Raw genomic sequence first — 25,322 nt, forward strand, 5'->3', positions numbered from 1 at the left:
TTCCCTTTCCGGCGGTTCCGACTCTATCAGATCCTTTCGGCGTCTGATTCCCAGTCAGCGGGTGTTGCCTTCCCGGCCGTTGAGCCGTTCCGACGAGTGAGACTTTAGCGGATTCCCGGCCTCCGAGCTAATCGGGGGCCGCGTCCTTTCGAACGTGGATTCCTCATTACGCGAATACGCATGCCAAAGCACTCGACGACGTGTCGCCGATTACTGGTAGGTACTTGCGAAATGGCTGTCCGGGGACCGACCGGGGTCGGCGCTCACGTCGGACAACTCGGAGAACACTACGTATCCGGTTGGGGCGTGTCAACTTACGGCGGGACGGCACCCCGGCGGCGTATGGTGGACGCCATGACTACGCGTACGTGTACCCAGCAGTGGTGGCCCGCCTGACGGCGGCCGCGCTCACGTACGTATTCAACGGCCGCCGCCTCGGCGGCCGTTCGCGTATCTCCCTCCAGAACCCCTGAGGGCCGGCCGCCGGGGACGGCGGCCTCGACCAGGAGGTGGAGAGGGAATGACACGGGTCTTCAGCGGGATCAAGCCGACCGGGCACCTGACACTGGGGAACTACCTGGGAGCGATGCGGCAGTGGGCTGCCGTGGACCAGCACCAGTCCGACGCCCTGTTCTGCGTCGTCGATCTGCACGGCATGACCGTGGACCACGATCCGGCCCGGCTGCGCAGGCTCACCCGGCAGGCGGCGTCGCTGCTGCTGGCCGCCGGGCTGGATCCGGAGCTGTGCACCGTGTTCGTGCAGAGCCATGTCGACGAGCACACCCGGCTGTCGTACGTCATGGAGTGCGTGGCGACCGACGGTGAGATGCGGCGGATGATCCAGTACAAGGAGAAGGTCGCGAGCGAAGGGGCGCGTGGGCGGGGGGTGCGGCTGTCCCTGCTGACGTATCCGGCGCTGATGGCGGCGGACATCCTCGCGTACGGGGCGGACGAGGTGCCGGTCGGGGACGACCAGGCACAGCACGTGGAGCTGACGCGGGATCTCGCGGTGCGGTTCAACCAGCGGTACGGGCACACCTTCGTGGTGCCGAAGGCGACCGTGCCGACGGTGGCGGCGCGGGTGATGAACCTGCAGGATCCGACGTCGAAGATGGGCAAGAGCGACGACTCCGGCCCCGGGATCGTCTATCTGCTCGACGAGCCGGACGTGATCCGGAAGAAGGTCATGCGGGCCGTGACCGACAGCGGGCGGGAGGTCGTGTACGACCGGGAGGAGCAACCCGGGGTCGCGAATCTGCTGGAGATTCTCGCTGCGTGCACGGGTGGGAACCCTGAGTCACTGGCAACCGTTCACGATTCGTACGGCGCTCTGAAGCAGGCCACCGCGGAGGCGGTCCTGGAGACGCTCAGGCCCGTGCAGGCCAGGCACAAGGAGTTGTGTGCCGATCCGGGATATGTGGAGGGGGTGCTGCGGCATGGGGCGGAGAAGGCTCGGGCGATCGCCCGGCCGATCGTCGATACGGCTTACCGGGCGATCGGGCTGTTGCCACCGGGCGCCGTCTCTGGCGCGGGCTCGGTCCCGGTTGCGGGCTCGGTGACAGCTGAGCCGGCGTTGAACGCGGCGCGGTAGGCGCGGGGGCTGGTGGCGAGGCGCGACGCGAAGTGCTGGCGCATCGTGACCTCGCTGCCGAACCCGGCCCGGCGGGCGATCTCGGGCATGGGCAGGTCGGTGCGTTCGAGGAGTTTCTGAGCCGCGGCGAGGCGCTGGTCGAGGAGCCAGCGGAGCGGGGTCGTGCCGGTCTCCGCCGTGAAGTGGCGGGCGAAGCTGCGCGGGGACATGCCGGCGTGCGCGGCCAGGTCGGCGACCGTCAGTGGTTCGTGGAGGTGGCGCAGGGCGTGTTCGCGTACGGCGGCCAGGGTGTCGGCGTCGCGGCCGGCGCGCGGTGTGGGGTGCTCGATGAACTGAGCCTGGGTTCCGGTGCGGAAGGGGGCCGTGACCATCGAGCGGGCGATGGTGGCCGCGACCTCCGCGCCGTGGGCCTGCCGGACCAGGTGGAGGCAGAGGTCGATGCCGGCCGCCGTGCCGGCGGCGGTCCAGATGTTGTCGTCCTCGATGAAGAGGGCGTCGGGGACGACGGTGATGCGGGGGTGCCGGGTGCGGAGGAGGTCGATCAGGTTCCAGTGGGTGATGGCGCGGCGGCCGTCGAGCAGGCCGGCCTGGGCGAGGGTGAAGGCGCCGCCGCAGAGGGCGGCGACGGTGGTGCCGCGGGCGTGGGCGCGGCGAAGTGCGTCGAGAACGGGGGTGGGTGCGGGGGTGAGGTCGTCGTCGAGGCCGGGGACGACGATGAGATCGGCTCGGTTCAGCCAGGCGAGGGTGCGGTCGGGGTGCAGGGCCAGGCCGCCGCGCATCGGGATGGGGGTGCTGTCCACGGCGACTCTGCGCAGGTCGAAGGCGGGGGCGCCGCGGTCGGTGCGGTCGGCGCCCCAGACCTCGGTGATCACGGAGACGTCGAAGGCGCGAATGCCGGGGAAGGCGACGAGGGCGATGCGCTGTGCGGGGGCCGTGGTCGGCATGGCTGGCAGTAAACCATCGATCGCTGGCTTTTGCCGCTCTGGGGTGTGGCGGTCCCCGGCGGCAGGATCGTGGCCATGGGAAACGACACGGAAAGCACGCAGCGCACGGAAAGCACGCAGCGCACGGAGAGCGCAGAGAGCACGGTGCTCGCGGTTGCCGCCGACTCGGCTCTGGTGGTCATCGACGTGCAGAAGGGCTTCGAGGAGCTCGGCTTCTGGGGGCCGAGGAACAACCCCGGGGCCGATGAGAACATCGCGGCGCTCATCGACGTATGGCAGGGGACCGGGCGGCCGGTGGTGTTCGTGCGGCACGACTCGTCCAAGCCGCAGTCGCCGCTGCGGGCGGGTCAGGAGGGGAACGAGTTCAAGGAGTACGTGGCGGAGCGGAGGGGGAAGGGGGCTACCGGGGGCGGCGTCGAGCTGCTGGTCACGAAGTCCGTGAACTCGGCGTTTCTCGGGGCGCCGGATCTGGGGGCCTGGCTGGCGGGGCAGGGCATCGGGCAGATCGTGCTGGCCGGGATCCAGACCAACATGTGCGTCGAGACGACGGCCCGGATGGGCGGGAACCTCGGGTACGACGTGCTGGTGGCGTACGACGCGACGTACACCTTTGATCTGGTGGGGCCGTTCGGCTGGCGGCGCGGTGCGGAGGAGCTGGCGCAGGCGTCGGCGGTGTCCCTGCACGGGGGTGGCTTCGCGCGGGTGCTGACCACGAAGGAGATCGTGGCGGCGGCGCGGTGAACACCCCCGGGCGGACCGTCAGTCCTTCTTGCCGGAGGCGAGTTCGCGGCTGCGGTCGCGGGCGGCTTCGAGGGCGGCGATGAGGGCGGCGCGGACGCCGTGGTTCTCCAGTTCGCGAATGGCGTTGATGGTGGTGCCGGCGGGTGAGGTGACGTTCTCGCGGAGTTTGACGGGGTGTTCGCCGCTGTCGCGGAGCATCACGGCGGCGCCGATCGCGGACTGGACGATGAGGTCGTGGGCCTTGTCGCGGGGCAGGCCGAGCAGGATGCCGGCGTCGGTCATGGCCTCGACCAGGTAGAAGAAGTACGCCGGGCCCGAGCCGGAGAGGGCGGTGCAGGCGTCCTGCTGGGACTCGGGTACCCGGAGGGTCTTGCCGACGGCGCCGAAGATCTCCTCGGCGTGGGCGACATGGGCCTCGGTGGCGTGGGTGCCGGCGGAGATGACGGACATCGCCTCGTCGACGAGGGCGGGGGTGTTCGTCATGACGCGGACGACCGGGGTGCCGGTGGCGAGGCGCTCCTCGAAGAAGGAGGTGGGGATGCCCGCGGCGCCGCTGATGACGAGGCGGTCGGCGGGCAGGTGCGGGGCGAGTTCGTCGAGCAGGGTGCCCATGTCCTGGGGCTTGACCGTGAGGATCAGGGTGTCGGCGGTCTTCGCGGCCTCGGGGTTGGTGACCGGGGTGACTCCGTGGCGGGCGCGGAGTTCTTCGGCCCGTTCGGGGCGGCGGGCGGTGACCAGGAGGTCGGCAGGGGCCCAGCCGGCGCGGATCATTCCGCTGAGCAGGGCTTCGCCGATCTTGCCGGTGCCGAGGACTGCGACTTTCTGGCTCATGCGGTTCAGTCTGGCACCGGGGGTGCGGGCGGGGGCCGGTTGTCCGCTGGACGGACGTCGGCGGCGGGTTACGCGGTCCGCCGGCGCAGGGTGGCGGCTCCGAGGGCCAGGACCAGCAGGGCGCAGCCGGCGACGATCAGGACGTCCCTGACGAAGGTGGCGGTCATGTCGGTGTGGTGGAGGACCTCGTTCATGCCGTCGACGGCGTAGGACATGGGCAGGACGTCGGAGATGGCTTCGAGGGCGGGGTGCATCTCGGAGCGCGGGGTGAAGAGGCCGCAGAGGAGGAGCTGGGGGAAGATCACCGCGGGCATGAACTGGACCGCCTGGAATTCCGAGGCCGCGAAGGCCGAGACGAAGAGACCGAGGGCCGTGCCGAGCAGGGCGTCGAGCAGGGCGACCAGGAGCAGGAGCCAGGGGGAGCCGGTGACGTCGAGGCCCAGGAGCCAGACGGCCAGGCCGGTGGCGAGGGCCGACTGGATGATCGCGAGGATGCCGAAGGCGAGGGCGTAGCCGGCGATGAGGTCGGCCTTGCCGAGGGGCATGGCGAGGAGGCGTTCGAGGGTGCCCGAGGTGCGTTCGCGGAGGGTGGCGATGGAGGTCACCAGGAACATCGTGATGAGCGGGAAGATGCCGAGGAGTGAGGCGCCGATGTTGTCGAAGGTGTGCGGGCTGCCGTCGAAGACGTAGCGGAGCAGGACCAGCATCAGGCAGGGGATGAGGATCAGCAGCGCGATGGTGCGGGGGTCGTGGCGGAGCTGGCGCAGGACGCGGGCGGCGGTGGCGGTGGTGCGGGAGAGGTTCAGGGCGCTGACGGGGATGGCCGCAGTGGTTCCTGTGGTGGCCGGCTGAGTGGTCATCGTGCCGATTCCTTCGTGCGGGAGTTGGCGGTGGCTTCGTCGACGAGGTGGAGGAAGGCGGCTTCGACGGTGTCGGAGCCGGTGCGGGTGCGCAGGGCCTCGGGGGTGTCGTCGGCGAGGATCTCGCCCTCGCGCATGAGGAGGAGGCGATGGCAGCGTTCGGCCTCGTCCATGACGTGGGAGGAGATGAGGAGGGTGGCGCCGCGGGTGGCGGCGATGGAGTGGAAGAGGTTCCAGAGGTCGCGGCGCAGGACGGGGTCGAGGCCGACGGTGGGTTCGTCGAGGACGAGGAGTTCGGGGCTGCCGAGCAGGGCGACGGCGAGGGAGACGCGGTTGCGCTGGCCGCCGGAGAGGTTGCCGGCGAGGGCGTCGGCGTGGCTGGTGAGGTCGACTTCGCCGAGGACGCGGTCGACGTCGGCGCGGCGGGCCGCGGTGGGGCGGGTGGGGGCGAGGATCGAGCCGAAGTAGTCGAGGTTCTGGCGGATGGTCAGGTCGTCGTAGACGGAGGCGGCTTGGGTGACGTAGCCGATGCGGGTGCGCAGGGAGGGGTGTCCGGCGGGGCGCCCGAGGACGTTCAGGGTGCCGGTGACCTTGGCCTGGGTGCCGACGACGGCGCGCATCAGGGTGGACTTGCCGCATCCGGAGGGGCCGAGGAGGCCGGTGATCTGACCGCGCGGGACGGTGAAGTCGAGGCCGCGCAGGACGGTGCGGGGGCCGCGGACCGCGGTGAGTCCGGCGGCCTGGATGGCGGGGGGCAGGGCTGGGTTGCCGGGGGCCTGGGGCGGCTCCGGCGAATAATTCACCATGTGATGAATAATTGCTCGGGAGGGGATGGGGCGTCAAGGGGAGGAGGCGGGCGCCGCGTCAGGGGCGCTGAGGGTACCCCCGGCCGAAGGCTGGGGGAGGAACTGCGCGACCAGCCCCCACCGGCCCGCAGCCGAATCGCTGCCGCGGGCCGGTGCCTACCAGCACGCGCTCAGGTGTTGAGGGCGACGAGGAGGAGGACGTCGTACGTCTCCTCGACGGCACCGTCCGGGAAGATCTTCAGGAGGTGGGCGCGTTCCTCGGCAAGGAAGTCGGTGCGGCGGGCCTCGGGGGTGACGAGGAACGCCGAGTGGCTGCTGATGTTGGCGAGGTGGGTGTCGACCGGGACGCGGCGGCTCCAGCGGACCTCACGGCGGGCGAAGCGGAGCCGGCCACTGGGGTCGGCGAGGTCGGTGCGGTCCGCCCTCTTGCTCTGCTCGGCCGCGTTGTCGATCCCGAAGAAGTTGCTGATGCGGTCGGAGGCGTCGGCGATCCAGTCGACGTCGAGTGCGCTGGTGTTCCACCACAGCGCCAGCGCCCCGCCGGGACGCAGCACGCGGAGCGCCTCGGGCACGGAGCGGGCCGGGTCGGTCCAGTGCCAGGCCTGGGCGTAGGTGAGGAAGTCGGCGGTGGCGTCGGCGAGCGGAAGGGCATTGCCGTTGCCGCGGACGATCGGGATGTCGGGGCGGGTGGCGTGGAACTGCGCCGCCATGCCCTCCCCCGGCTCCACCGCGACCACTTCGGCGCCGCGCGCGTGCAGGAGGGCGGTCGCGATGCCGGTGCCCGCGCCGACGTCGACCACCCGGGCGCCCGTGAGGGAGCGGCCGGCCTCCTCCTCGACGGCGTCGAGGAGAGCGGGCGGGTAGGAGGGGCGGTTCGCGGCGTACTGGGCAGCGGCGGCGTTGAAGGACCGCGCGCGTGCGGCGTGGGAGGGGGCGGGGGTCGGGTTGGGGCTCGGGTTTCGGGGGTGCGACTGCGACTGGCCTGTGGTCATGGGGCCATGGTCCCGGGGGGTGGGGCGGGGGCGACAGGGATTTCCGGGGGGGCGGGTTGGATCCGGCGCGTCGGCTACCGCACTCGCGCTTCTCCTTCGCGACCGTGCGTCGGCCTCGGCGTCAGCGCTTCCGCTTCTTCTTCGACGGGTTGCCCGAGCGGCGGGTGGTGCGGTGTTCGTGTTCCTGGACGGCGGTGTCGTACTCGGTGCGGTGGAGCTTCTCGCCGGGGGCCTCGGCGAGGGAGCGGAAGAAGTAGGCGAGGAGCGAGCCGACGAAGCCGATGGCGAGGAGGCCGCGCAGGGAGGCCTGGCGTTCGAGGTCGGGGCGCTTGCCGAAGGACTCCCAGGTGTTGCGGAAGGCCAGGGCGCTGCAGATGGCGAACATCGCGACGACGAGGACGGTCACGAAGGAGCCGGTGTCGGCGAGCTGGACGCCCTCGTAGGCGAGGCGCAGCACCAGGCAGGAGACGACGGCCGCAGCGAGCGAGCCCACGGCCACGCCGATCCGGCGGGCGGTGTAGCCGTCGTCGTGGTTCACCCAGGACGTGCCGAAGAAACGGAGGGGCTCGGGGCGGGGTCCGCCGGTGGAGCCCGCGGGGATGTCCGGGGTGCCTGGTTCGTCGCTCACGGGACGATTATGGCGCCGGGCGGCCGCGGGCTCCGGGTCGGGTCGGACCGGCAGGGTCAGGCGCAGCGGTCGGCTACGTAGCCGTCGCTGCCCGTGTTGACGTAGGCGTCCGAGACGAATTCGCCGTTGTCGATGTTGTCCCAGATGTTCGACGTGCCGTAGTAGCCGGACACCGTCGTACCCGGGGTCTGGCAGAAGATCGGGACCTTGGTGTTCTCGGGGAGGGTCCGGGTGATGCTGTAGCTGGTGCCCGGGCCGCTGCGGACGTTCAGGCGGATGTTCGGGGCCACCGAGTACGTCGATACGGCGGCGGCGGAGGAAGCCGTCCCCAGGACCATGAGGAAGGCTCCTGCGGAGCCTGCGAGAAGGACGGAAGCGCGTTTCAAGGGTGTCATCCCAGTCCTCCTGGACCGGTCAGGAGCAGCGGTCGGCCACGTAGCCGTCGCTGCCCGTGTTGACGTAGGCGTCTGACACGAACTCGCCGTTGCTGATGTTGTCCCAGATGTTCGACGTGCCGTAGTAGCCGGACACCGAGGTGCCCGGCGTCTGGCAGTAGATCGGGACCTTGGCGCCCTCGGGGAGGGTGCGGGTGATGTCGTAGCTGGTGCCCGGGCCGCTGCGGACGTTCAGGCGGACGCCCGGGGCGACTGAGTAGTAGCGAACTGTGGTGGCTGCCGCCAGCATCGTGGCGGCTTCTTCCTCGCCGCTGCTTTCGGCTTCCTTCACGTGGTCGACAGACATGCAGTGCTCCCCCCACTGGACCCATGAGTGCCATGGAGTCCCGTTGATTCCCCTGATTCGAGCCACGAAACACATGTGCGTAACTCGCACGCGGAGGCCAGCAAGCCGCCTCTGTCCCGAACGAGTCATCGACTAGGCTCCGTGCGTCGCGCTCCGCGGAAATAGCACGGGGGTGGTCCCTTGACGCCACAGCGCAACACCGGAGCGGGCGCGGAAGCGGAACTTCCCGAGTACGCCGGGCACTACCGCCTTGAGTCCTGCCTCGGGTCCGGTGGCATGGGTGTGGTGCACCTGGCCCGCAGCACCTCGGGGCTGAAGCTCGCGGTGAAGGTCGTACACGCTCAGTACGCCACGGACCGTGAGTTCAGGGGCCGTTTCCGGCAGGAGGTGGCCGCCGCGCGCAAGGTCAGCGGCGCCTTCACCGCACCCGTCGTGGACGCCGACCCCGAGGCCGAGCGGCCCTGGATGGCCACCCTCTTCATCCCCGGCCCGACCCTTGCCGAGCACGTGAAGCGGAACGGGCCGATGCCTCCTGCCCAGTTGCGCCGGCTGATGGCCGGACTGGCGGAGGCGTTGCGCGATATTCACAGGGTCGGCGTGGTGCATCGGGATCTGAAGCCGAGCAATGTGCTGCTCGCCGAGGACGGTCCCAAGGTCATCGACTTCGGTATCTCCCGACCGAAAGACAGCGAACTGCGGACCGAGACCGGGAAGTTGATCGGTACGCCGCCGTTCATGGCGCCGGAGCAGTTCCGGCGGCCGCGTGAAGTGGGGCCCGCCGCCGACATCTTCGCGCTCGGGTCGGTGCTGGTGCACGCGGCGACGGGGCGGGGGCCGTTCGACTCCGACAGTCCGTACGTCGTCGCCTACCAGGTCGTGCACGACGAGCCCGAGCTCACCGGCATGCCGGAGGAACTCGCTCCACTGGTGCTGCGCTGCCTCGCCAAGGAGCCCGAGGACCGGCCGACGCCCGACGAACTCATGCGGGGACTGCGGTCGTTGTCCGCGTCGTACGACACGCAGGCGTTCATACCGGCACAGCGGGTCACCGTCGGTGATGACATCAGCGAGGCCGCGAAATCGGAGCCGCCGAAGGAGACGGAGGAGAAGCCTCCGAAGGATGAGAAGCCGCAGCAGCCGGGCAGACCTCGGCTCGGCAGGCGAGCCGCCTTGGCCACGGGTGCCGTTGTCCTCGCGCTCGGCGCGGTCGCGGCGTTGGTCGAGTGGGGCGTCGGGAGCACCTCGCAGCCGCAGGTCAGCAACCCGAGAACGACGGCCGCCGCCTTCTCCGCCTGGCAGGCGAAGCCCGTCACCAAGGGTGCGACCACTCCCCAATGCGCCGTCGGCGAGGGGAGGTTGTTCTGTACCGAGGCGTCGGTGGCGTTCGCCCTGGACCCGGTGACAGGTGACGTGCTCTGGCGGCACTCCGTCGCGAACGCCCACTGGAACCGGCCCCCGGTCCTCTCCGGCGGGCTCCTCCAGCTCGTCACGGACAAGGCCCGGCACGTAACCGCGCTCGACCCGGACTCAGGCAAGAGCCGATGGCAGCGGGACCTGCCCGAGAACAGAGGGATGAAGTACGCCGGCGACACGCTCCTGCTCACACACGCCGACGGCACGGTCACCGGGGTGGACGGCGCCACCGGCACCACCAGGTGGAGCCGGCCGACGGGGATTCATGGCACAGCGCGGATCGACTTCTTCCCCGCGGATCCGTCCTCGGCATACGTGACCAGTACGTCCGCGGACGGGACCAGCACGCAGGTCACCGTCCTGGATCCGGCCACCGGAGACGTACGGGCGGACACGCGGTTGCAGGGACTGCTGACACCGGTCGGCGCACAGGACGGGACGGTGTTCCTGCGGTCCTCCGATCCGGTCTACGGCGACGCCGACGCCGTGATCCGCTACACGCCGGGGTCCGGGGACACCCGCCGGGTCAAGCTGCCCGTACCGCGTGAGGACGTGCAGGCCGGGGTGCACGGCGGCGTGGTCTATGTGCTGGCCGCCACCGGCTCGCTGGACGCAGTCGACATGACGGCGGGCAGGCGCACGTGGCATGCGGAGACCTCGGTCAGCCGGGGCTCGGCACCCGTCGCCGACGACCGGTACGTGTACTTCTCGGCTGCCGACGGTCGGCTCATGGCCGTCGACGTGCGCAGCGGAGCGGTCGCCGGACAGACCTCGGCCCGCTTCGGAACGGCCTCGGACGGAGTCACCACCTCGGTGCCCGCCCCCCTGCTCCTCGACGGCCACGTCTACGCCACCGCCCCCGACGGCACCGTCTTCGCCGTGGACGCGGCGGACCCCGCCGACTGGTGACGACCGGCGAAGGGGCCGCCCCCCTGCGGGAGGCGGCCCCTTCGGGGTTTACGGGGCGGCTCAGCCCAGCTTCGTCACGTCACGGACCGCGCCCTTGTCGGCGCTGGTGGCCATCGCGGCGTAGGCGCGCAGGGCCGCCGAGACCTTGCGGTCGCGGTTCTTCGGGGCGTAGACGCCGTTGAGGGCCTGCTCGCGGCGGGACAGTTCGGCCTCGTCGACGAGGAGTTCGATCGTGCGGTTCGGGATGTCGATGCGGATGCGGTCGCCGTCCTCGACGAGGGCGATGGTGCCGCCGGAGGCCGCCTCCGGGGAGGCGTGGCCGATGGAGAGGCCCGAGGTGCCGCCGGAGAAGCGGCCGTCGGTGATCAGCGCGCAGGTCTTGCCGAGGCCGCGGCCCTTGAGGAAGGACGTCGGGTAGAGCATCTCCTGCATGCCGGGGCCGCCCTTGGGACCCTCGTAGCGGATCACGACGACGTCGCCGTCGGTGACCTGCTTGTTGAGGATCTTCTCGACGGCTTCCTCCTGGGACTCGCAGACGACCGCGGGGCCCTCGAAGGTCCAGATCGACTCGTCGACGCCGGCCGTCTTCACCACGCAGCCGTCGACGGCGAGGTTGCCCTTGAGGACCGCGAGGCCGCCGTCCTTGGAGTACGCGTGGTCGACGCTGCGGATGCAGCCCTCCGCCGCGTCCTCGTCCAGGGCCTCCCAGCGCTCGGACTGCGAGAACGCCTCGGCGGAGCGGACGCAGCCGGGGGCCGCGTGCCAGAGCTCGACGGCCTCGGGGGACGGGGAGCCGCCGCGCACGTCCCACGTCTTCAGCCAGTCCGCGAGGGAGGGGCTGTGGACGGAGTGCACGTCCTCGTTGAGGAGGCCGCCGCGGTGCAGTTCGCCGAGGAGGGCGGGGATGCCGCCGGCCCGGTGCACGTCCTCCATGTAGTAGGTGCGGGTCTTCGCGACGTTCGGGGCCACCTTGGCCAGGCAGGGCACCCGGCGCGAGACCTCGTTGATCTCCTCCAGGCCGAAGGGGACGCCCGCCTCCTGGGCGGCGGCCAGCAGGTGGAGGATCGTGTTCGTGGAGCCGCCCATCGCGATGTCGAGGGCCATCGCGTTCTCGAACGCGGCGAAGGTCGCGATGTTGAGCGGCAGGACCGTGTCGTCGTCCTGCTCGTAGTAGCGGCGGGTGAGGTCCATGACCGTGCGGGCCGCGTCGACGTACAGCTGTTTGCGGGCCGTGTGGGTGGCCAGGACCGAGCCGTTGCCGGGGAGGGAGAGGCCGATCACCTCGGTCAGGCAGTTCATCGAGTTGGCGGTGAACATGCCGGAGCAGGAGCCGCAGGTCGGACAGGCGTTCTCCTCGATCTTGAGGACGTCCTCGTCGGAGACGTTCTCGTTCGCCGCCTCGACCATCGCGTCGATCAGGTCGAGGGTGCGGACCGTGCCGTCCACGAGGGTCGCGCGGCCGGCCTCCATGGGGCCGCCGGAGACGAAGACCGTCGGGATGTTCAGGCGCAGGGCGGCCATGAGCATGCCCGGTGTGATCTTGTCGCAGTTGGAGATGCAGACCAGGGCGTCGGCGCAGTGCGCCTCGACCATGTATTCCACGCTGTCCGCGATCAGGTCGCGGGAGGGCAGGGAGTACAGCATGCCGCCGTGGCCCATCGCGATGCCGTCGTCGACGGCGATCGTGTTGAACTCGCGCGGGATACCGCCCGCCTCCTTGATCGCCTCGGAGACGATCCGGCCGACCGGCTGGAGGTGGGTGTGGCCCGGCACGAACTCCGTGAAGGAGTTCGCGACGGCGATGATCGGCTTGCGGCCGATGTCCGCACCCGGTACACCGGAGGCGCGCATAAGGGCGCGGGCGCCCGCCATGTTGCGACCGTGGGTGACTGTGCGGGACCTCAGCTCGGGCATCGTCGCTCGCTCCTTCAGACAGATAGGGCTGCTGTCGAGCGTACGCCCGTTGTTCAGGCCTCGGGACGAGGTGTCCGGAATGCGGGACGGGTGTCTCGCACGGCCGGGCTCACGGCCCGGTCAGATGCCCCTGCACCACCGGGGCGACCCTGCTCACGATCTGCTCCAGGTCCGCGGACGCCAGCGGCTCCACCTTGATCACGTAGCGCAGCATCGCGCACCCCACCAGTTGCGCCGCGGCCAGCTCGGCGCGCAGCTCCCCGTCGGGGTGGTCCAGCTGCTCCGCGAGCCGGCGCAGCAGCTGGGCGGCGATCAGGCGGCGGAAGACGGCGGCGGCCGTGTCGTTGTTGACGGCGGAGCGGACGATCGCGAGGAGGGGCGTACGGGTGGTGGGGTTCTCCCAGATGCCGAAGATGAACCGGGTCAGCCGCTCGCCGACGCCCTCCAGCGGGCCGTCGGCGACGGCGACGGGCGCGTTGAGCGCGGGGGCGAAGGCGACCGAGATGGCGGCCTCGAAGATCTGTTCCTTGGTGCCGAAGTAGTGGTGGACCAGGGCGGAGTCGACCCCGGCGGCCTTGGCGATGGCACGTACGGACGTCTTCTCGTAGCCGTGTTCGGAGAACTCCTCGCGGGCGGTGACGAGGATACGGTCCCGGGTGTCGGCCGACTCGGTACGCGGGGGGCGGCCGCGGCGGCGGACACCGGTGCCGCCGTTCCCCGAGCCGCCGTTCCCCGAGCCGCCGTTCCCCGAGCCGGCGTTCCCCGAGCCGGCGTTCCCGGTGCCGCCGCTTTCGGTGCGGGTCATCGGCGGGGCACCTTCACCGCCGAGGCCAGATGCAGCCGGGTGAAGGCCAGGGCCTCCGCGAGGTCGGCCTCGCGTTCCGCGCCGGACATCGCGCGCCGGGTGTTGACCTCGATGACGACATGCCCGTCGAAGCCGGTGACCGCGAGCCGCTCCAGCAGCTCGGCGCAGGGCTGGGTGCCGCGCCCCGGCACCAGGTGCTCGTCCTTGGCGGAGCCGCGGCCGTCGGCGAGGTGGACGTGGCCGAGCCGGCCGCCCATACGGTCGAGCATGGCGAGCGCGTCGACACGGGACGTCGCGGCATGGCTGAGGTCGATCGTGAAGTGCCGGTAGTCGTCCTTGGTGACGTCCCAGTCGGGGGCGTACGCGAGCATCTCGCGGTCGCGGTAGCGCCACGGGTACATGTTCTCCACCGCGAACCGCACATCCGTCTCGTTCGCCATGCGCCAGATCCCCTCGACGAAGTCGCGGGCGTACTGGCGCTGCCAGCGGAACGGGGGGTGGACGACGACCGTGCTCGCGCCCAGCTTCTCCGCGGCCGCCCGGGCCCGCTGGAGCTTCACCCAGGGGTCGGTGGACCAGACCCGCTGGGTGATCAGCAGACAGGGCGCGTGGACGGCGAGGATCGGGATGCGGTGGTAGTCGCTCAGCCGGCGCAGGGCCTCGATGTCCTGGCTGACCGGATCGGTCCACACCATGACCTCGACGCCGTCGTAACCGAGGCGTGCGGCGATCTCGAAGGCCGTCGCCGTCGACTCCGGGTAGACGGAGGCCGTGGAGAGCGCGACCTTCGCATCCGGGATGCGGACGACGTCCCTTGGGTTTGCCACGAGGGACAGGTTACGGGGTGGGGACGGGTGGGCAGGGGGCGCCTGCTCGCCGTTGTGACCGGGGTCGCGTTGGCGGTGCGGCGCCGTTTTGGTTGATCGCGCCCGCGCGGCGGAGCCGCATATCGATACAGCCCCGCGCCCCTGAAGGGGCGCTACGCGGAACCCATGTGATCAAGGCGACGCAGGATCACGCCCTCCCTCAGGGCCCACGGGCACACCTCCACGGTCTCCACCTCCAGGAGGTCCATCGCCGCCTCCGCCACCAGCGCGCCCGCCACCAGCTGGCCCGACCGTCCCTCCGAGACTCCCGGGAGTGCGGAGCGCTGGGCCGTGGTCATGGCCGCCAGTCTCGGGACCCAGGTCTGCAGCGGGCCCCGCTTGAGTTCGCGCTGGACGTAGAGGCCGTCGGCGGAGCGGGCCGCGCCGGCGATGCGGGCCAGCTGCTTGAAGGTCTTGGACGTGGCGACCACGTGGTCGGGGGCGCCGAAGCGGCTGAACTCGCCGACCGTACGGGCGATCTCGGCGCGTACGTGGCGGCGCAGCGCCCGTATGTCGTCGGAGGACGGCGGATCGTCGGGGAGCCAGCCGGCAGTGAGCCGGCCGGCGCCAAGCGGCAGCGAGACGGCCGTGTCGGGCTCCTCGTCGATGCCGTAGGCGATCTCGAGAGAGCCGCCGCCGATGTCCAGGACCAGCAGCTTTCCGGCGGACCAGCCGAACCAGCGGCGGACCGCGAGGAAGGTCAGCCGGGCCTCCTCGGCGCCGGTGAGAACCTGGAGCTCGACACCGGTGTCGGCCTTCACGCGCGCGAGGACGTCGTCGGCGTTGCTGGCCTCGCGCACGGCGGAGGTGGCGAACGGCAGCAGGTCCTCGACGCCCTTGTCCTCCGCGGCCTGCAGGGCGTCCTTGACGACACCGACCAGTTTCTCGACCCCGTCGGGGCCGATCGCCCCGTTGCCGTCGAGAAGTTGGGCAAGGCGCAACTCCGCCTTGTGCGAGTGCGCCGGCAGCGGGCGCGCGCCGGGGTGCGCATCCACCACCAGCAGATGCACCGTGTTAGATCCCACGTCGAGGACACCGAGTCTCATGTACGGAACTGTACGGAACACTGCTGACGGCGGGCCCTGAGCAGTCCCCGGAGCGGCCTTCGGCGACTTACCCTGGACGCGTGCCAAAGACGAAAAAGACGAAGGACCACAAGGCCGCCAAATCAGCCGACGGTTCTTCGCGGGCTAAGCCACCGAAGCAGTCGAAGACCCCGAAGACGCCCCTCGCGGCGGACGAGAAGGGTCTGGACTTCGCGCGCGCGTGGGTGGAGTTCCCGGATCCGGCGGACGACGAGCAGGTGTTCCGCTGTGATCTGACCTGGCTGACCTCTCGCTGGAACTGCATCTTCGGCAGCGGCTGCCAGGGCATCCAGGCGGGCCGCGCGGACGACGGCTGCTGCACGCTGGGCGCGCACTTCTCCGACGAGGACGACGAGAAGCGGGTCGCCGGTCATGTGGCGAGGCTCACGCCGGAGATCTGGCAGCACCACGACGAGGGCACCCGCGACGGCTGGGTCTCGGAGGACGACGAGGGCTCCCGTCAGACCCGCCCGTTCAACGGCTCGTGCATCTTCCAGAACCGGCCCGGTTTCGCGGGCGGCGCGGGCTGCTCGCTGCACATCCTGGCGCTGCGGGAGGGCCGCGAGCCGCTGGAGACCAAGCCGGACGTCTGCTGGCAGCTCCCGATCCGCCGGACGTACGACTGGATCGACCGCCCCGACGACACCCGGGTCCTCCAGGTCTCGATCGGCGAGTACGACCGCAGGGGCTGGGGCCCGGGCGGCCACGACCTGCACTGGTGGTGCACCTCGGCGACCTCGGCACACGGCGCGGGCGACCCGGTGTACGTCTCCTACCGGGCGGAACTGACCGAACTGATGGGCAAGGCCGGCTACGACCGCCTGGCGGAGCTGTGCGAGGAACGCCTCGCTTCCCAGCTCCCGCTGCTGGCGCCGCATCCGGCGGATCCGGTCGGGTAGCGCCCACTGCAGCGCCCCGAAAGGGGCGCTGGGGGTACCCCCGGCCGAAGGCTGGGGGAGGAACTGCGCGACCAGCCACGACGCCGCCGCACCCGCCGACGCACCGCACCGGCAACGGCGGGTGGCGCCGAGCCCGGCACCGCCGAATTCCACCGTCGTGGCCGAGCGCCGTCGCGGCGGAAAGAGGAAACCGGCGGAAGCAACGGAATCAAGAGACCGGCAGAGGCAAGAGACCCGCAGAGGCAAGAGACCGGCGGAGGCAAGAGACCGGCGGAGGGAACGGCCGGCGGAAAGAGGGCGGCCGGTGAAGGTGCTCACGGAGTCGGTCGTGGGCCCTCTGTGCTCGCGGAATCCGGAGCGGGCCCCCGGCACTCGCCGAGTCCGTAGCGGACCCCCGGCACTCGCCGAGTCCGAAGTAGGCCCCGCAACACTCACAGAGTCCGAAGTAGGCCCCCCGGCACTCACGGAGTCGGTGGTGGACTCTCGCTGCCGGGGTCCGTCGGCGAAGCCGACCCCGTGGGACCTGGGGTATCCGACTCCGTGGGCGTCGGTGTGGGCGAAGCCGAGGTCGGCGGATCGGTGACCGGCGGTGTCGGCTGGGTCGGGTCGGATGCCGTCGGTGTCGGCGTCGGCCGCCCCGCAGGGGGCGGTTTCGGCCCCCCGCGCGTCGGCGGAGCCATCCCGTATCCGTCGATCGACACCACCGTGCCCGCCGGCGCCACCGCCACCCGCGCGCTCCAGTGCCCGGCCGGCTCCCGCAGATGATCGACGTACACCTTGATCGTGAACGACTCGCCCGGCCGGAGCGTTCCCGACGGCCGGGAGAAGTACAGCCAGCCCGCCGAGGTGGACACCGACCACCGCACCGCCGCGTCCCCGGACGCCGCGAGCGTGATCAGGGTCGTGTCGCCGTCGTTCGCGGCGGTCACGGCGAGGTGCCCCGCACCGGCTCTCTTCCGGTCGGCTCCCGTGACGCTGATCACCTCCACCGACACGTCGGCCTTGCCGTCCTTGCCGATGCGCGGCCCGGGTCTGGTGCTGGCGTTGCCGGCGTTCTCGTAGCCCCCGCCCGCGTCGCCGTCGAGCGCGTCGGGTCCTGCGGCCTCCCGCGCGGTCGCGGACGGCCCGTCGTGGCCCTCCCCCGCCGGCGAGCCCCGGTAGGCCGCCCACAGGGCCAGCACCGGCGCGGCCACCACCGTGGCGACGACGGTCGTCGTGACGGCACGCGCGCGTAGGCGGTCGCGGCGGGCCGCGCGGTCCTTGGGGTCCATCGGGAAGCCGCGCCGGTCGAAGCGCGGGGCGGCGGCGCCACGCGCGCGTGGCTGGTGCGCCATGGCCACGTGCAGGGCGGCGCGGGGCGCCTCCAGGACGGGCAGCTCGGCGGGCGTGGTCATCGCGCCGGGCCACCGGCCGGGGGCCGCGCGCTCGGCGGTACGGCGGCAGCGCGGACAGTCGTCGACGTGCCGGACCAGTTCGCGGCGCAGGGCGCTGCTGAGGACCAGCTGGCTGTCGCCGGTGAGGTGGGACACGCTCGGGCAGCCGCCGGTCTCGACGACGGCGAGGGCCGCGCGGGTGCGTTCGACCTCGCAGGCGGCGGAGGCGAGCAGCTCCCGGGCGCCGGCCAGGTCCATGCCGAGGACGGCGGCGACCTCGTGGGCGGCCAGGTGGTGGCGTACGGCGAGTTCGAGCGCCTCGCGCTGCTCGGGGGTGGTGCCGGCGGCTTCCGGCCAGGCGAGCAGGGCGAGTTCGCGGCGCCGCTGCTCCTGGGTGTCGGCGGGGGCCACGACCACGGGGTCGGGGGCGAGGTGCCGGCCCGCCGCGTGGGTGGCCTGACGTTTCTGCTTGGCCTGGGCGAGCCCGCGCAGACAGGCCCAGCGGGCCAGCGCGTACAGCCAGGCCCTGCGGTCCCCGGCGGCCTCCGGGACGCGCTGGCCGCGCCGATCGGCGAGGGCGAGGACGTCCCCGAGGGCGGCGGTGGCCGCGTCGTGGTCGCACAGCACCGAGAGGCAGTAGGTGAACAGCCCGTCCAGGTACGGCTCGTAGCGGGCCGGCGGCCGCTGCGCCAGCGCACGCGCCGCCGCGCGGTCACGCGCCGTGCGCGCCTCCCGGTGCGCCCGGTGTGCGCCGGTCATGCGGGGCGAGGTCTCCGGACTGATGCTCATCACCCGTGCGACCGTAGGCGGCGCCGGATGGCCCCATCTTGCGGCTTGAGCTCTTTTAATCCGTACGGGTGAAACGATCCCTCAATCGGGGACAGGAACCTGTTCTACCGCGGCTCATTCCCGTCCCGGGGTGGCCTGGGCCGGTCCACCCACACCTGTCACGCGGGCCACCGTGGACCCACTGTCGGTGGCGGGGGCTACGGTTTCCGCATGGCTGCCCGTACCAAGACCTCGAAGGACCGTCCGTCCTACCGCTGCACCGAGTGCGGCTGGCAGACGGCCAAGTGGCTCGGCCGGTGTGCCGAGTGCCAGGCGTGGGGGACGGTCGAGGAGTACGGCGCGCCCGCGGTCCGTACGACGGCACCCGGCCGGGTCACCACCTCCGCGGTGCCGATCGGCCAGGTCGACGGCCGTCAGGCCACCGCCCGCACCACCGGCGTCCCTGAACTGGACCGGGTCCTCGGCGGCGGCCTGGTGCCCGGCGCGGTGGTGCTGCTCGCCGGCGAGCCCGGGGTCGGCAAGTCCACCCTCCTGCTCGACGTCGCGGCCAAGGCGGCCAGCGACGAGCACCGCACGCTCTATGTCACCGGCGAGGAGTCGGCGAGCCAGGTCCGGCTGCGCGCCGACCGCATCGGCGCCATCGACGACCACCTCTATCTCGCCGCCGAGACCGATCTGGCCGCCGTCCTCGGCCACTTGGACGCGGTGAAGCCGTCGCTGCTGATCCTGGACTCCGTGCAGACGGTCGCCTCCCCGGAGATCGACGGCGCCCCGGGCGGCATGGCCCAGGTGCGCGAGGTGGCCGGCGCCCTCATCCGCGCATCGAAGGAGCGGGGCATGTCCACGCTCCTCGTGGGCCATGTCACCAAGGACGGCGCGATCGCAGGACCGCGGCTCCTCGAACACCTGGTGGACGTCGTCCTGCACTTCGAGGGCGACCGGCACGCGCGCCTGCGCCTGGTCCGGGGCGTCAAGAACCGCTACGGCACCACGGACGAGGTCGGCTGCTTCGAACTGCACGACGAGGGCATCACGGGCCTCGCCGACCCGAGCGGACTCTTCCTGACACGACGTGCCGAGCCGGTCCCGGGCACCTGCCTGACCGTCACCCTGGAGGGCCGCCGCCCGCTGGTGGCCGAGGTCCAGGCGCTGACGGTGGACTCGCAGATCCCCTCCCCGCGCCGGACCACCTCCGGCCTGGAGACCTCCCGGGTCTCGATGATGCTGGCCGTCCTGGAGCAGCGCGGCCGGATCAGCGCACTCGGCAAGCGGGACATCTACTCCGCGACCGTCGGCGGGGTGAAGCTCTCCGAGCCCGCCGCGGACCTGGCCATCGCCCTCGCCCTGGCCTCCGCCGCCAGCGACACCCCGCTCCCGAAGAACCTGGTCGCCATCGGGGAGGTCGGCCTCGCGGGCGAGGTCAGACGGGTCACCGGGGTCCAGCGCAGGCTCGCGGAGGCGCACCGGCTCGGCTTCACGCACGCGCTCGTACCGGGCGATCCCGGCAAGATCCCGGCGGGCATGAAGGTCCTGGAAGTCGCCGACATGGGGGACGCGCTGCGGGTGCTGCCGCGCTCCCGTCGCCGAGAGGCCCCACGGGAGGCGGAGGAGCGCCGGTAGACTTTGCCCTGGTCTCGCCCGTCCGTACGAACCGAGTGCGGGGACGGCAGCGCCTCAGAACCTGCGACCGGAGGAGTGCAGTGGCAGCCAACGACCGGGCAGGAGCTCCCGGAAAGTCCGGTGGGAGTGCCGGTTCCGATGGCCTGATGCGCGCCTCGCTGAGCGCCGTGGCTCCGGGCACGTCCATGCGCGACGGCCTGGAGCGGGTCCTCCGCGGCAACACGGGCGGACTCATCGTCCTCGGCTTCGACAAGACGGTCGAATCGATGTGCACGGGCGGTTTCGTCCTGGATGTCGAGTTCACGGCGACGCGGCTGCGCGAGCTGTGCAAGCTCGACGGCGGCATCGTGATCTCCTCCGACCTGTCGAAGATCCTCCGGGCGGGTGTGCAGTTCGTTCCGGACGCGACGATCCCCACGGAGGAGACGGGCACCCGGCACCGCACGGCGGACCGCGTCTCCAAGCAGGTCGGGTTCCCGGTGGTCTCGGTCTCCCAGTCGATGCGGCTGATCGCGCTGTACGTAGAGGGGCAGCGCCGTGTCCTGGAGGACTCGGCGGCGATCCTCTCCCGCGCGAACCAGGCGCTGGCGACCCTGGAGCGGTACAAGCTCCGCCTGGACGAGGTCGCGGGAACGTTGTCGGCGCTGGAGATCGAGGACCTGGTGACGGTCCGCGACGTGTCGGCGGTCGCCCAGCGTCTTGAGATGGTCCGCCGCATCGCCACGGAGATCGCCGAGTACGTGGTCGAGCTGGGCACCGACGGGCGGCTGCTCGCCCTCCAGCTGGACGAGCTGATCGCCGGGGTGGAGCCCGAGCGCGAGCTGGTGGTCCGGGACTACGTCCCCGAGCCGACGGCAAAACGCTCCCGCACGGTGGACGAGGCGCTGTCCGAGCTGGACGCCCTGAGCCATGCGGAGCTGCTCGAACTGCCGACGGTGGCGCGGGCGTTGGGGTACACGGGTTCGCCGGAGGCCCTGGACTCGGCGGTGTCGCCGCGCGGCTTCCGGCTGCTGGCGAAGGTGCCGCGGCTGCCGGGGGCGATCATCGACCGGCTGGTGGAGCACTTCGGGGGCCTGCAGAAGCTGCTCGCTGCGAGCGTCGACGACCTGCAGACGGTGGACGGAGTGGGCGAGGCTCGCGCCCGAAGCGTCCGGGAGGGGCTGTCCCGGCTGGCGGAGTCTTCGATTCTTGAGCGGTATGTCTGATTTCGCCGATTAGCTCGGGCTGCTGCGCTGTCCGGCGGCTGCGGGTGGGTGGGGGTTGCTCGCGCAGTTCCTCCCCCAGCCTTCGGCCGGGGGTACCCCCAGCGCCCCTACGGGGCGCTAGTCCGCCGCCAGCACGAAAGACGCCTGGGCCTTGGCGTACCCCGGTGCCGTCGCCTCCAGCAGATACGTGCCCGTCCCGGCCGACCCCGCAGGAGGCGTCGCGCACTGGGCGGCGCTCGGCTTGCGGTCCCACTTCAGGGTGTACGTGATGCTGCTCCCGGACGGCACCCGGTACCACCGGCTCCCCGCCGCCTTCGGGCAGTCCGCCGACGACCAGTAGGTGTCGTCCGCACTGGCCTGCGTGATGGTCAGCACCGCGTTCTTCGGCCCGAGGTCGATCTTGCAGTCGCTGGACGACGCGTTCTTCGCGGTGAGCTCGAAGGTCGGCGCCTGCTCCGGCGAGTACGAGTTGTGCAGGCTCCGCAGCGTCAACGCCACCGACCCGGCGGTGCAGTTGGGCAGCGTGGAAGTCCCCGGCAGCGAGGCGACCGTACCGCCGGAACCCGACGTCACGTCGTCCCCCGAGCCGGACGTGGAACCCGACGAGCCCGCGGAACCGCCCGCGCCGGCCGACGTGTCGCCGCCCGAGCCCGCCGAACTCCCGCCGTCGGCACCGGAACCGGAGCTCGACCCGGAACTCGAACCGGAACCGCCCCCCGAACCGCCCCCGCTCGACCCGTCCCGGCCACCCGGTGCCTGGCTGATCGCCGGCCCGCTGCCGGACGGCCCCGGCGTGATCGTGGACACGGGATTCTTGCCGTCCGACCCGCCGGCGTTCTTCTTGCCGCCCCCGCCGCTCGACGTCACGATCCACGCGATCAGCAGCGCCAGGACGACGAGCGCCGACAGCATGAAGACCCTCCGTCGCCAGTAGATGGAGGAGGGAAGCGGCCCGACCGGATTGCGCAGAGATCCCACGGCGCAAACTGTACGAGAGATCCGTGCAGTTCCTCGCCCCACCCGCCGCCCAAACCTCAACTTTTCCGGATCATCATTCCGGCAACTCCCGTCGGCACGGCCGCCCTTCGCGGCAGGTGGCGTCAACCCCGGCCCCGCCGCGCCCCCGCCGTGAACCACGTCCACCCCACCCGTCGCCGGACGTGGCAGGATCGGAAGGGCCATGACTGAGAAGCTGCACACCCCTGTGATCGCCTGGTTCGACGCCCACGCCCGTGACCTCCCCTGGCGCCGCCCGGAGGCGGGCCCGTGGGGTGTGATGGTCAGCGAGTTCATGCTGCAGCAGACCCCGGTGAGCCGAGTGCTGCCCGTGTACGAGCAGTGGCTGGCCCGCTGGCCGCGCCCCGCCGACCTCGCCGCGGAGGCGCCCGGCGAGGCGGTCCGCGCCTGGGGCCGGCTCGGCTACCCGCGCCGCGCCCTGCGGCTGCACGGCGCCGCCGTCGCCATAACGGAACGGCACGGCGGGGACGTACCGACGGATCACGGGCAGCTGCTCGCGCTGCCGGGCATCGGCGAGTACACCGCCGCGGCCGTGGCCTCGTTCGCGTACGGGCAGCGGCACGCCGTGCTCGACACCAATGTGCGGCGGGTGTTCGCGCGGGCGGTGACCGGTGTGCAGTACCCGCCGAACGCCACCACCGCCGCCGAGCGCAAGCTCGCCCGCGAACTGCTGCCCTCGGACGACAAGACCGCCGCCCGCTGGGCCGCCGCCTCGATGGAGCTGGGCGCGCTGGTCTGCACGGCGAAGAACGAGACGTGCCAGCGGTGTCCGATCGCCGGGGAGTGTGCCTGGCGGCTGGCCGGCAAGCCGGAGCACGAGGGGCCGCCGCGGCGCGGGCAGACGTACGCCGGTACCGACCGGCAGGTGCGCGGCAAGCTGCTCGCCGTCCTGCGGGAGGCGCACGCCCCGGTGGCACAGACGGCGCTCGACCGGGTGTGGCACGAGCCGGTGCAGCGGGCCCGCGCGCTGGACGGGCTGGTCTCGGACGGCCTGGTGGAGCCGCTCGCGGGCGGTCTGTACCGGCTTCCGCTGAGCTGACGTACAGCCACATCACAGGAGACAGGGCTCTGTTACGGCTCCACCCTCACGGCAAATCAATCCATAGTCGGGCATACAACCGCACCCGCTTACCCCGCACCTACTTCCGTTACACAACCGACGGACAGCCGATTGCTACCCGCAGGCTGCTCCGCACAGCCCCGTGACAACGGGTCCGTAGCTTCGTTTCTGTGCCCGCCAGGACCGCGGGACGGCAGGAACTCAGGCACAGGGCCGGGGAATACGGGGATCGGGAGGCGGTTGATCATGGCGCAGGGCGAGGTGCTCGAATTCGAGGAGTACGTCCGCACTCGACAGGACGCGCTGCTGCGCAGCGCCCGCCGGCTGGTCCCGGACCCGACGGACGCCCAGGACCTGCTGCAGACGGCGCTGGTCCGGACGTACGGCCGCTGGGAGACCATCGAGGACAAGAAGCTCGCGGACGCCTACCTGCGCCGGGTCATGATCAACACGCGGACCGAGTGGTGGCGGGCCCGGAAGCTGGAGGAGGTCCCGACCGAGCAGCTGCCCGACGCCTGCGTGGAGGACTCCACCGAGCAGCACGCGGACCGCGCTCTCCTCATGGACATCATGAAGGTGCTGGCTCCGAAGCAGCGCAGTGTCGTGGTGCTGCGACACTGGGAGCAGATGTCCACGGAGGAGACGGCCGCCGCCCTCGGCATGTCGGCCGGAACGGTCAAGAGCACGCTGCACCGGGCGCTCGCCCGGCTCCGCGAGGAGCTGGAGTCACGCGACCTCGACGCACGCGCGCTGGAGCGTGAGGAGCAGGAGCGTTGCGCGGCCTGACCGGCACGGGGTCCAGCAGGGGCCCGGCGAGTGCACAGGCGGTGATCACGGCGACGGCCGTGCTCGCCGCCCTCGCCCTTTTCGCCGCGGCCTGCGGCACCGGCGGCACCGGAGCCCGTGACGAGGGCCCGGCGCACGCCGGCTCGGTCGCGCCCGCCCCGGCCGCCAAGGCCCCCTCGCCCAACCCGTCACAGACGTACGAGAAGGTCGACGCGGTCGCCCTGGTGAAGGCCGACCCGGCGGTCTCGGCCACGGTGAAGCGGGACCTGAAGCCGTGCTCGGGCGACGAGTACCCCGTCGACGTGACGTACGGCGATCTGACCGGCGGCCCGGTCGAGGACATCGTCGTGAACGTCCTGACCTGCGGGGACGCGGTCGGGATCGGGGCGTACGTGTACCGCAGGGAGAGTGGCGCGTACAAGAACGTCTTCAAGGCGGAGGAGTCTCCGGTCTACGCGGAGATAGACCGGGGCGACCTGAGCGTGACCAAGCAGGTGTACGAGAAGGGCGACCCGGTGTCGAGCCCCTCGGGCGAGAACGTGATCACCTACGGCTGGTCCGCGGGACGTTTCGTCCAGGAGGACTTCCACCACACCGACTACGGCAACGCGGCCGGCAGCGGCGACGACGTCACGCCGGAGCCCTCCCCGGCCAACTGAACCAGCTGAACCAACTGAACCCGCCGCACCTGTCGTACCCACTGAACCGACCCCACCGACTACCGAGAGAGCCGGGATGGCAGACCAGACCCACGTCCTCTTCGTCGAGGACGACGACGTCATCCGCGAGGCCACCCAGCTCGCCCTGGAGCGGGACGGCTTCGCGGTCACCGCCATGCCCGACGGCCTGTCGGGCCTTGAGGCCTTCCGCGCCGACCGGCCCGACATCGCCCTGCTGGACGTGATGGTGCCGGGCCTGGACGGGGTGAGCCTGTGCCGGCGCATCCGGGACGAGTCGACCGTCCCGGTGATCATGCTGTCGGCACGCGCCGACTCGATCGACGTGGTGCTCGGCCTGGAGGCGGGCGCCGACGACTACGTCACCAAGCCGTTCGACGGGGCCGTCCTGGTCGCCCGGATCCGGGCCGTGCTGCGCCGCTTCGGGCACGCGAGCGGCGGCGAGAAGCCGCACGAGGACGCGGCGGAGGTGACGGGTGGCATGCTCACCTTCGGCGATCTGGAGATCGACACCGAGGGCATGGAGGTGCGCCGGGCCGGGCAGCCGGTCGCGCTGACGCCCACCGAGATGCGGCTGCTCCTGGAGTTCTCCTCGGCGCCGGGGACCGTACTCTCCCGCGACAAGCTGCTCGAACGCGTCTGGGACTACGGCTGGGGCGGGGACACTCGCGTCGTCGACGTCCATGTCCAGCGGCTGCGGACCAAGATCGGGCAGGACCGGATCGAGACGGTCCGCGGTTTCGGCTACAAGTTGAAGGCCTGAGCGAGGC

General features: G+C 71.5%; 24 protein-coding genes. 10 read left to right on the top strand and 14 right to left on the bottom strand.

Features of this window, described 5'->3' with window-relative positions; genetic code table 11:
* Nucleotides 1-520 precede the first annotated feature (520 nt).
* On the top strand, nt 521-1,591 hold the full coding sequence (trpS, locus tag ABT137_RS29455; protein WP_351714137.1) for a tryptophan--tRNA ligase: 1,071 nt from the start codon (nt 521-523) through the stop codon (nt 1,589-1,591).
* Here the strand turns inward: trpS and ABT137_RS29460 are convergent.
* Nucleotides 1,486-2,535: a GlxA family transcriptional regulator gene (locus ABT137_RS29460; protein ID WP_351714138.1), complete on the bottom strand. Its 1,050-nt coding sequence runs from the start codon at nt 2,533-2,535 to the stop codon at nt 1,486-1,488. The genes trpS and ABT137_RS29460 overlap by 106 nt on opposite strands.
* Before the next feature lie 75 nt (nt 2,536-2,610).
* Here ABT137_RS29460 and ABT137_RS29465 point away from each other — a divergent pair, with 75 nt between their 5' ends.
* Nucleotides 2,611-3,276: a cysteine hydrolase family protein gene (locus tag ABT137_RS29465; RefSeq protein WP_351714139.1), complete on the top strand. Its 666-nt coding sequence runs from the start codon at nt 2,611-2,613 to the stop codon at nt 3,274-3,276.
* Nucleotides 3,277-3,294: 18 nt separating this feature from the next.
* Here the strand turns inward: ABT137_RS29465 and proC are convergent, their stop codons facing one another.
* The 7 genes from proC to ABT137_RS29500 form a co-directional block, all read right to left on the bottom strand.
* Nucleotides 3,295-4,107, bottom strand: coding sequence for a pyrroline-5-carboxylate reductase (proC, locus tag ABT137_RS29470; protein ID WP_294009600.1), 813 nt, complete (start codon nt 4,105-4,107; stop codon nt 3,295-3,297).
* Between the two features lie 68 nt (nt 4,108-4,175).
* Complete coding sequence (locus tag ABT137_RS29475) at nt 4,176-4,967, bottom strand: ABC transporter permease (protein ID WP_351714140.1); 792 nt, start codon at nt 4,965-4,967, stop codon at nt 4,176-4,178.
* A complete protein-coding gene (locus ABT137_RS29480; protein ID WP_351714141.1) occupies nt 4,964-5,773 on the bottom strand; it encodes an ABC transporter ATP-binding protein in 810 nt (269 codons plus the stop codon). The genes ABT137_RS29475 and ABT137_RS29480 overlap by 4 nt, the downstream gene beginning before the upstream one ends.
* Nucleotides 5,774-5,943: 170 nt before the next feature.
* Complete coding sequence (locus ABT137_RS29485; protein WP_351714142.1) at nt 5,944-6,765, bottom strand: class I SAM-dependent methyltransferase; 822 nt, start codon at nt 6,763-6,765, stop codon at nt 5,944-5,946.
* 121 nt (nt 6,766-6,886) lie between these two features.
* A complete protein-coding gene (locus ABT137_RS29490; protein WP_351714144.1) occupies nt 6,887-7,393 on the bottom strand; it encodes an EamA/RhaT family transporter in 507 nt (168 codons plus the stop codon).
* Between the two features lie 56 nt (nt 7,394-7,449).
* On the bottom strand, nt 7,450-7,731 hold the full coding sequence (locus tag ABT137_RS29495; protein WP_351714145.1) for an SH3 domain-containing protein: 282 nt from the start codon (nt 7,729-7,731) through the stop codon (nt 7,450-7,452).
* Between the two features lie 76 nt (nt 7,732-7,807).
* Entirely contained in the window at nt 7,808-8,134 is a 327-nt protein-coding gene (locus tag ABT137_RS29500; protein ID WP_351714146.1) for an SH3 domain-containing protein, read from the bottom strand.
* Between the two features lie 180 nt (nt 8,135-8,314).
* Here ABT137_RS29500 and ABT137_RS29505 point away from each other — a divergent pair, with 180 nt between their 5' ends.
* A complete protein-coding gene (locus tag ABT137_RS29505) occupies nt 8,315-10,456 on the top strand; it encodes a serine/threonine-protein kinase (RefSeq protein ID WP_351714147.1) in 2,142 nt (713 codons plus the stop codon).
* 60 nt (nt 10,457-10,516) lie between these two features.
* Here the strand turns inward: ABT137_RS29505 and ilvD are convergent, their stop codons facing one another.
* The 4 genes from ilvD to ABT137_RS29525 all read right to left on the bottom strand — a co-directional run bounded on the left by ilvD (nt 10,517) and on the right by ABT137_RS29525 (nt 15,087).
* Nucleotides 10,517-12,370: a dihydroxy-acid dehydratase gene (gene ilvD, locus ABT137_RS29510; RefSeq protein WP_351714148.1), complete on the bottom strand. Its 1,854-nt coding sequence runs from the start codon at nt 12,368-12,370 to the stop codon at nt 10,517-10,519.
* Nucleotides 12,371-12,479: 109 nt separating this feature from the next.
* Nucleotides 12,480-13,175, bottom strand: coding sequence for a TetR/AcrR family transcriptional regulator (locus ABT137_RS29515; RefSeq protein WP_351714149.1), 696 nt, complete (start codon nt 13,173-13,175; stop codon nt 12,480-12,482).
* Nucleotides 13,172-14,002 (bottom strand): sugar phosphate isomerase/epimerase family protein, encoded by an 831-nt coding sequence (locus ABT137_RS29520; RefSeq protein ID WP_351496963.1) that lies wholly within the window; start codon nt 14,000-14,002, stop codon nt 13,172-13,174. Before ABT137_RS29520 ends, ABT137_RS29515 begins: the two co-directional genes overlap by 4 nt.
* Nucleotides 14,003-14,154: 152 nt before the next feature.
* Nucleotides 14,155-15,087, bottom strand: coding sequence for a Ppx/GppA family phosphatase (locus ABT137_RS29525; protein ID WP_351714150.1), 933 nt, complete (start codon nt 15,085-15,087; stop codon nt 14,155-14,157).
* Nucleotides 15,088-15,167: 80 nt separating this feature from the next.
* Between ABT137_RS29525 and ABT137_RS29530 the strand changes: the two genes are divergently transcribed.
* Nucleotides 15,168-16,025 carry a DUF3109 family protein gene (locus ABT137_RS29530; RefSeq protein ID WP_351714151.1) on the top strand — a complete coding sequence of 286 codons (858 nt, stop codon included), beginning with the start codon at nt 15,168-15,170 and terminating at the stop codon, nt 16,023-16,025.
* 461 nt (nt 16,026-16,486) lie between these two features.
* Here the strand turns inward: ABT137_RS29530 and ABT137_RS29535 are convergent, their stop codons facing one another.
* Nucleotides 16,487-18,190: a BACON domain-containing protein gene (locus ABT137_RS29535; RefSeq protein ID WP_351714152.1), complete on the bottom strand. Its 1,704-nt coding sequence runs from the start codon at nt 18,188-18,190 to the stop codon at nt 16,487-16,489.
* A 207-nt stretch (nt 18,191-18,397) separates the two neighbouring features.
* Here ABT137_RS29535 and radA point away from each other — a divergent pair, with 207 nt between their 5' ends.
* Together radA and disA are read left to right on the top strand one after the other, a co-directional pair.
* Entirely contained in the window at nt 18,398-19,807 is a 1,410-nt protein-coding gene (radA, locus tag ABT137_RS29540; RefSeq protein ID WP_351714153.1) for a DNA repair protein RadA, read from the top strand.
* Nucleotides 19,808-19,887: 80 nt separating this feature from the next.
* Complete coding sequence (disA, locus tag ABT137_RS29545) at nt 19,888-21,012, top strand: DNA integrity scanning diadenylate cyclase DisA (protein WP_351714154.1); 1,125 nt, start codon at nt 19,888-19,890, stop codon at nt 21,010-21,012.
* A gap of 117 nt (nt 21,013-21,129) precedes the next feature.
* On the opposite strand, the gene ABT137_RS29550 is transcribed toward disA, so the two are convergent.
* Nucleotides 21,130-21,990: a hypothetical protein gene (locus tag ABT137_RS29550; RefSeq protein WP_351714155.1), complete on the bottom strand. Its 861-nt coding sequence runs from the start codon at nt 21,988-21,990 to the stop codon at nt 21,130-21,132.
* Between the two features lie 202 nt (nt 21,991-22,192).
* Here ABT137_RS29550 and ABT137_RS29555 point away from each other — a divergent pair, with 202 nt between their 5' ends.
* The 4 genes from ABT137_RS29555 to cseB all read left to right on the top strand — a co-directional run bounded on the left by ABT137_RS29555 (nt 22,193) and on the right by cseB (nt 25,315).
* On the top strand, nt 22,193-23,068 hold the full coding sequence (locus ABT137_RS29555; RefSeq protein WP_351714156.1) for an HhH-GPD family protein: 876 nt from the start codon (nt 22,193-22,195) through the stop codon (nt 23,066-23,068).
* A 267-nt stretch (nt 23,069-23,335) separates the two neighbouring features.
* The gene (locus tag ABT137_RS29560; protein WP_294009562.1) at nt 23,336-23,875 is read left to right on the top strand and encodes a SigE family RNA polymerase sigma factor; all 540 of its coding nucleotides are present in this window, start codon (nt 23,336-23,338) and stop codon (nt 23,873-23,875) included.
* A complete protein-coding gene (locus ABT137_RS29565; RefSeq protein WP_351714157.1) occupies nt 23,863-24,534 on the top strand; it encodes a hypothetical protein in 672 nt (223 codons plus the stop codon). The genes ABT137_RS29560 and ABT137_RS29565 overlap by 13 nt, the downstream gene beginning before the upstream one ends.
* A 76-nt stretch (nt 24,535-24,610) precedes the next feature.
* A complete protein-coding gene (gene cseB, locus ABT137_RS29570) occupies nt 24,611-25,315 on the top strand; it encodes a two-component system response regulator CseB (protein WP_351714158.1) in 705 nt (234 codons plus the stop codon).
* Nucleotides 25,316-25,322 lie beyond the last annotated feature (7 nt).

This window comes from Streptomyces sp. NPDC001980, from assembly GCF_040296885.1.
GTDB lineage: Bacteria > Actinomycetota > Actinomycetes > Streptomycetales > Streptomycetaceae > Streptomyces.

What these genes read in the sequence shown, in the direction of transcription:
- proC (WP_294009600.1), bottom strand. Translation starts at nt 4,107, where the DNA reads ATGAGCCAGAAAGTCGCAGTCCTCGGCACCGGCAAGATCGGCGAAGCC.
- ilvD (WP_351714148.1), bottom strand. Translation starts at nt 12,370, where the DNA reads ATGCCCGAGCTGAGGTCCCGCACAGTCACCCACGGTCGCAACATGGCG.
- ABT137_RS29465 (WP_351714139.1), top strand. Translation starts at nt 2,611, where the DNA reads ATGGGAAACGACACGGAAAGCACGCAGCGCACGGAAAGCACGCAGCGC.
- ABT137_RS29475 (WP_351714140.1), bottom strand. Translation starts at nt 4,967, where the DNA reads ATGACCACTCAGCCGGCCACCACAGGAACCACTGCGGCCATCCCCGTC.
- cseB (WP_351714158.1), top strand. Translation starts at nt 24,611, where the DNA reads ATGGCAGACCAGACCCACGTCCTCTTCGTCGAGGACGACGACGTCATC.
- ABT137_RS29555 (WP_351714156.1), top strand. Translation starts at nt 22,193, where the DNA reads ATGACTGAGAAGCTGCACACCCCTGTGATCGCCTGGTTCGACGCCCAC.
- ABT137_RS29480 (WP_351714141.1), bottom strand. Translation starts at nt 5,773, where the DNA reads ATGGTGAATTATTCGCCGGAGCCGCCCCAGGCCCCCGGCAACCCAGCC.
- trpS (WP_351714137.1), top strand. Translation starts at nt 521, where the DNA reads ATGACACGGGTCTTCAGCGGGATCAAGCCGACCGGGCACCTGACACTG.
- ABT137_RS29560 (WP_294009562.1), top strand. Translation starts at nt 23,336, where the DNA reads ATGGCGCAGGGCGAGGTGCTCGAATTCGAGGAGTACGTCCGCACTCGA.
- ABT137_RS29460 (WP_351714138.1), bottom strand. Translation starts at nt 2,535, where the DNA reads ATGCCGACCACGGCCCCCGCACAGCGCATCGCCCTCGTCGCCTTCCCC.
- ABT137_RS29525 (WP_351714150.1), bottom strand. Translation starts at nt 15,087, where the DNA reads ATGAGACTCGGTGTCCTCGACGTGGGATCTAACACGGTGCATCTGCTG.
- ABT137_RS29485 (WP_351714142.1), bottom strand. Translation starts at nt 6,765, where the DNA reads ATGACCACAGGCCAGTCGCAGTCGCACCCCCGAAACCCGAGCCCCAAC.
- ABT137_RS29515 (WP_351714149.1), bottom strand. Translation starts at nt 13,175, where the DNA reads ATGACCCGCACCGAAAGCGGCGGCACCGGGAACGCCGGCTCGGGGAAC.
- ABT137_RS29495 (WP_351714145.1), bottom strand. Translation starts at nt 7,731, where the DNA reads ATGGTCCTGGGGACGGCTTCCTCCGCCGCCGCCGTATCGACGTACTCG.
- ABT137_RS29500 (WP_351714146.1), bottom strand. Translation starts at nt 8,134, where the DNA reads ATGTCTGTCGACCACGTGAAGGAAGCCGAAAGCAGCGGCGAGGAAGAA.
- radA (WP_351714153.1), top strand. Translation starts at nt 18,398, where the DNA reads ATGGCTGCCCGTACCAAGACCTCGAAGGACCGTCCGTCCTACCGCTGC.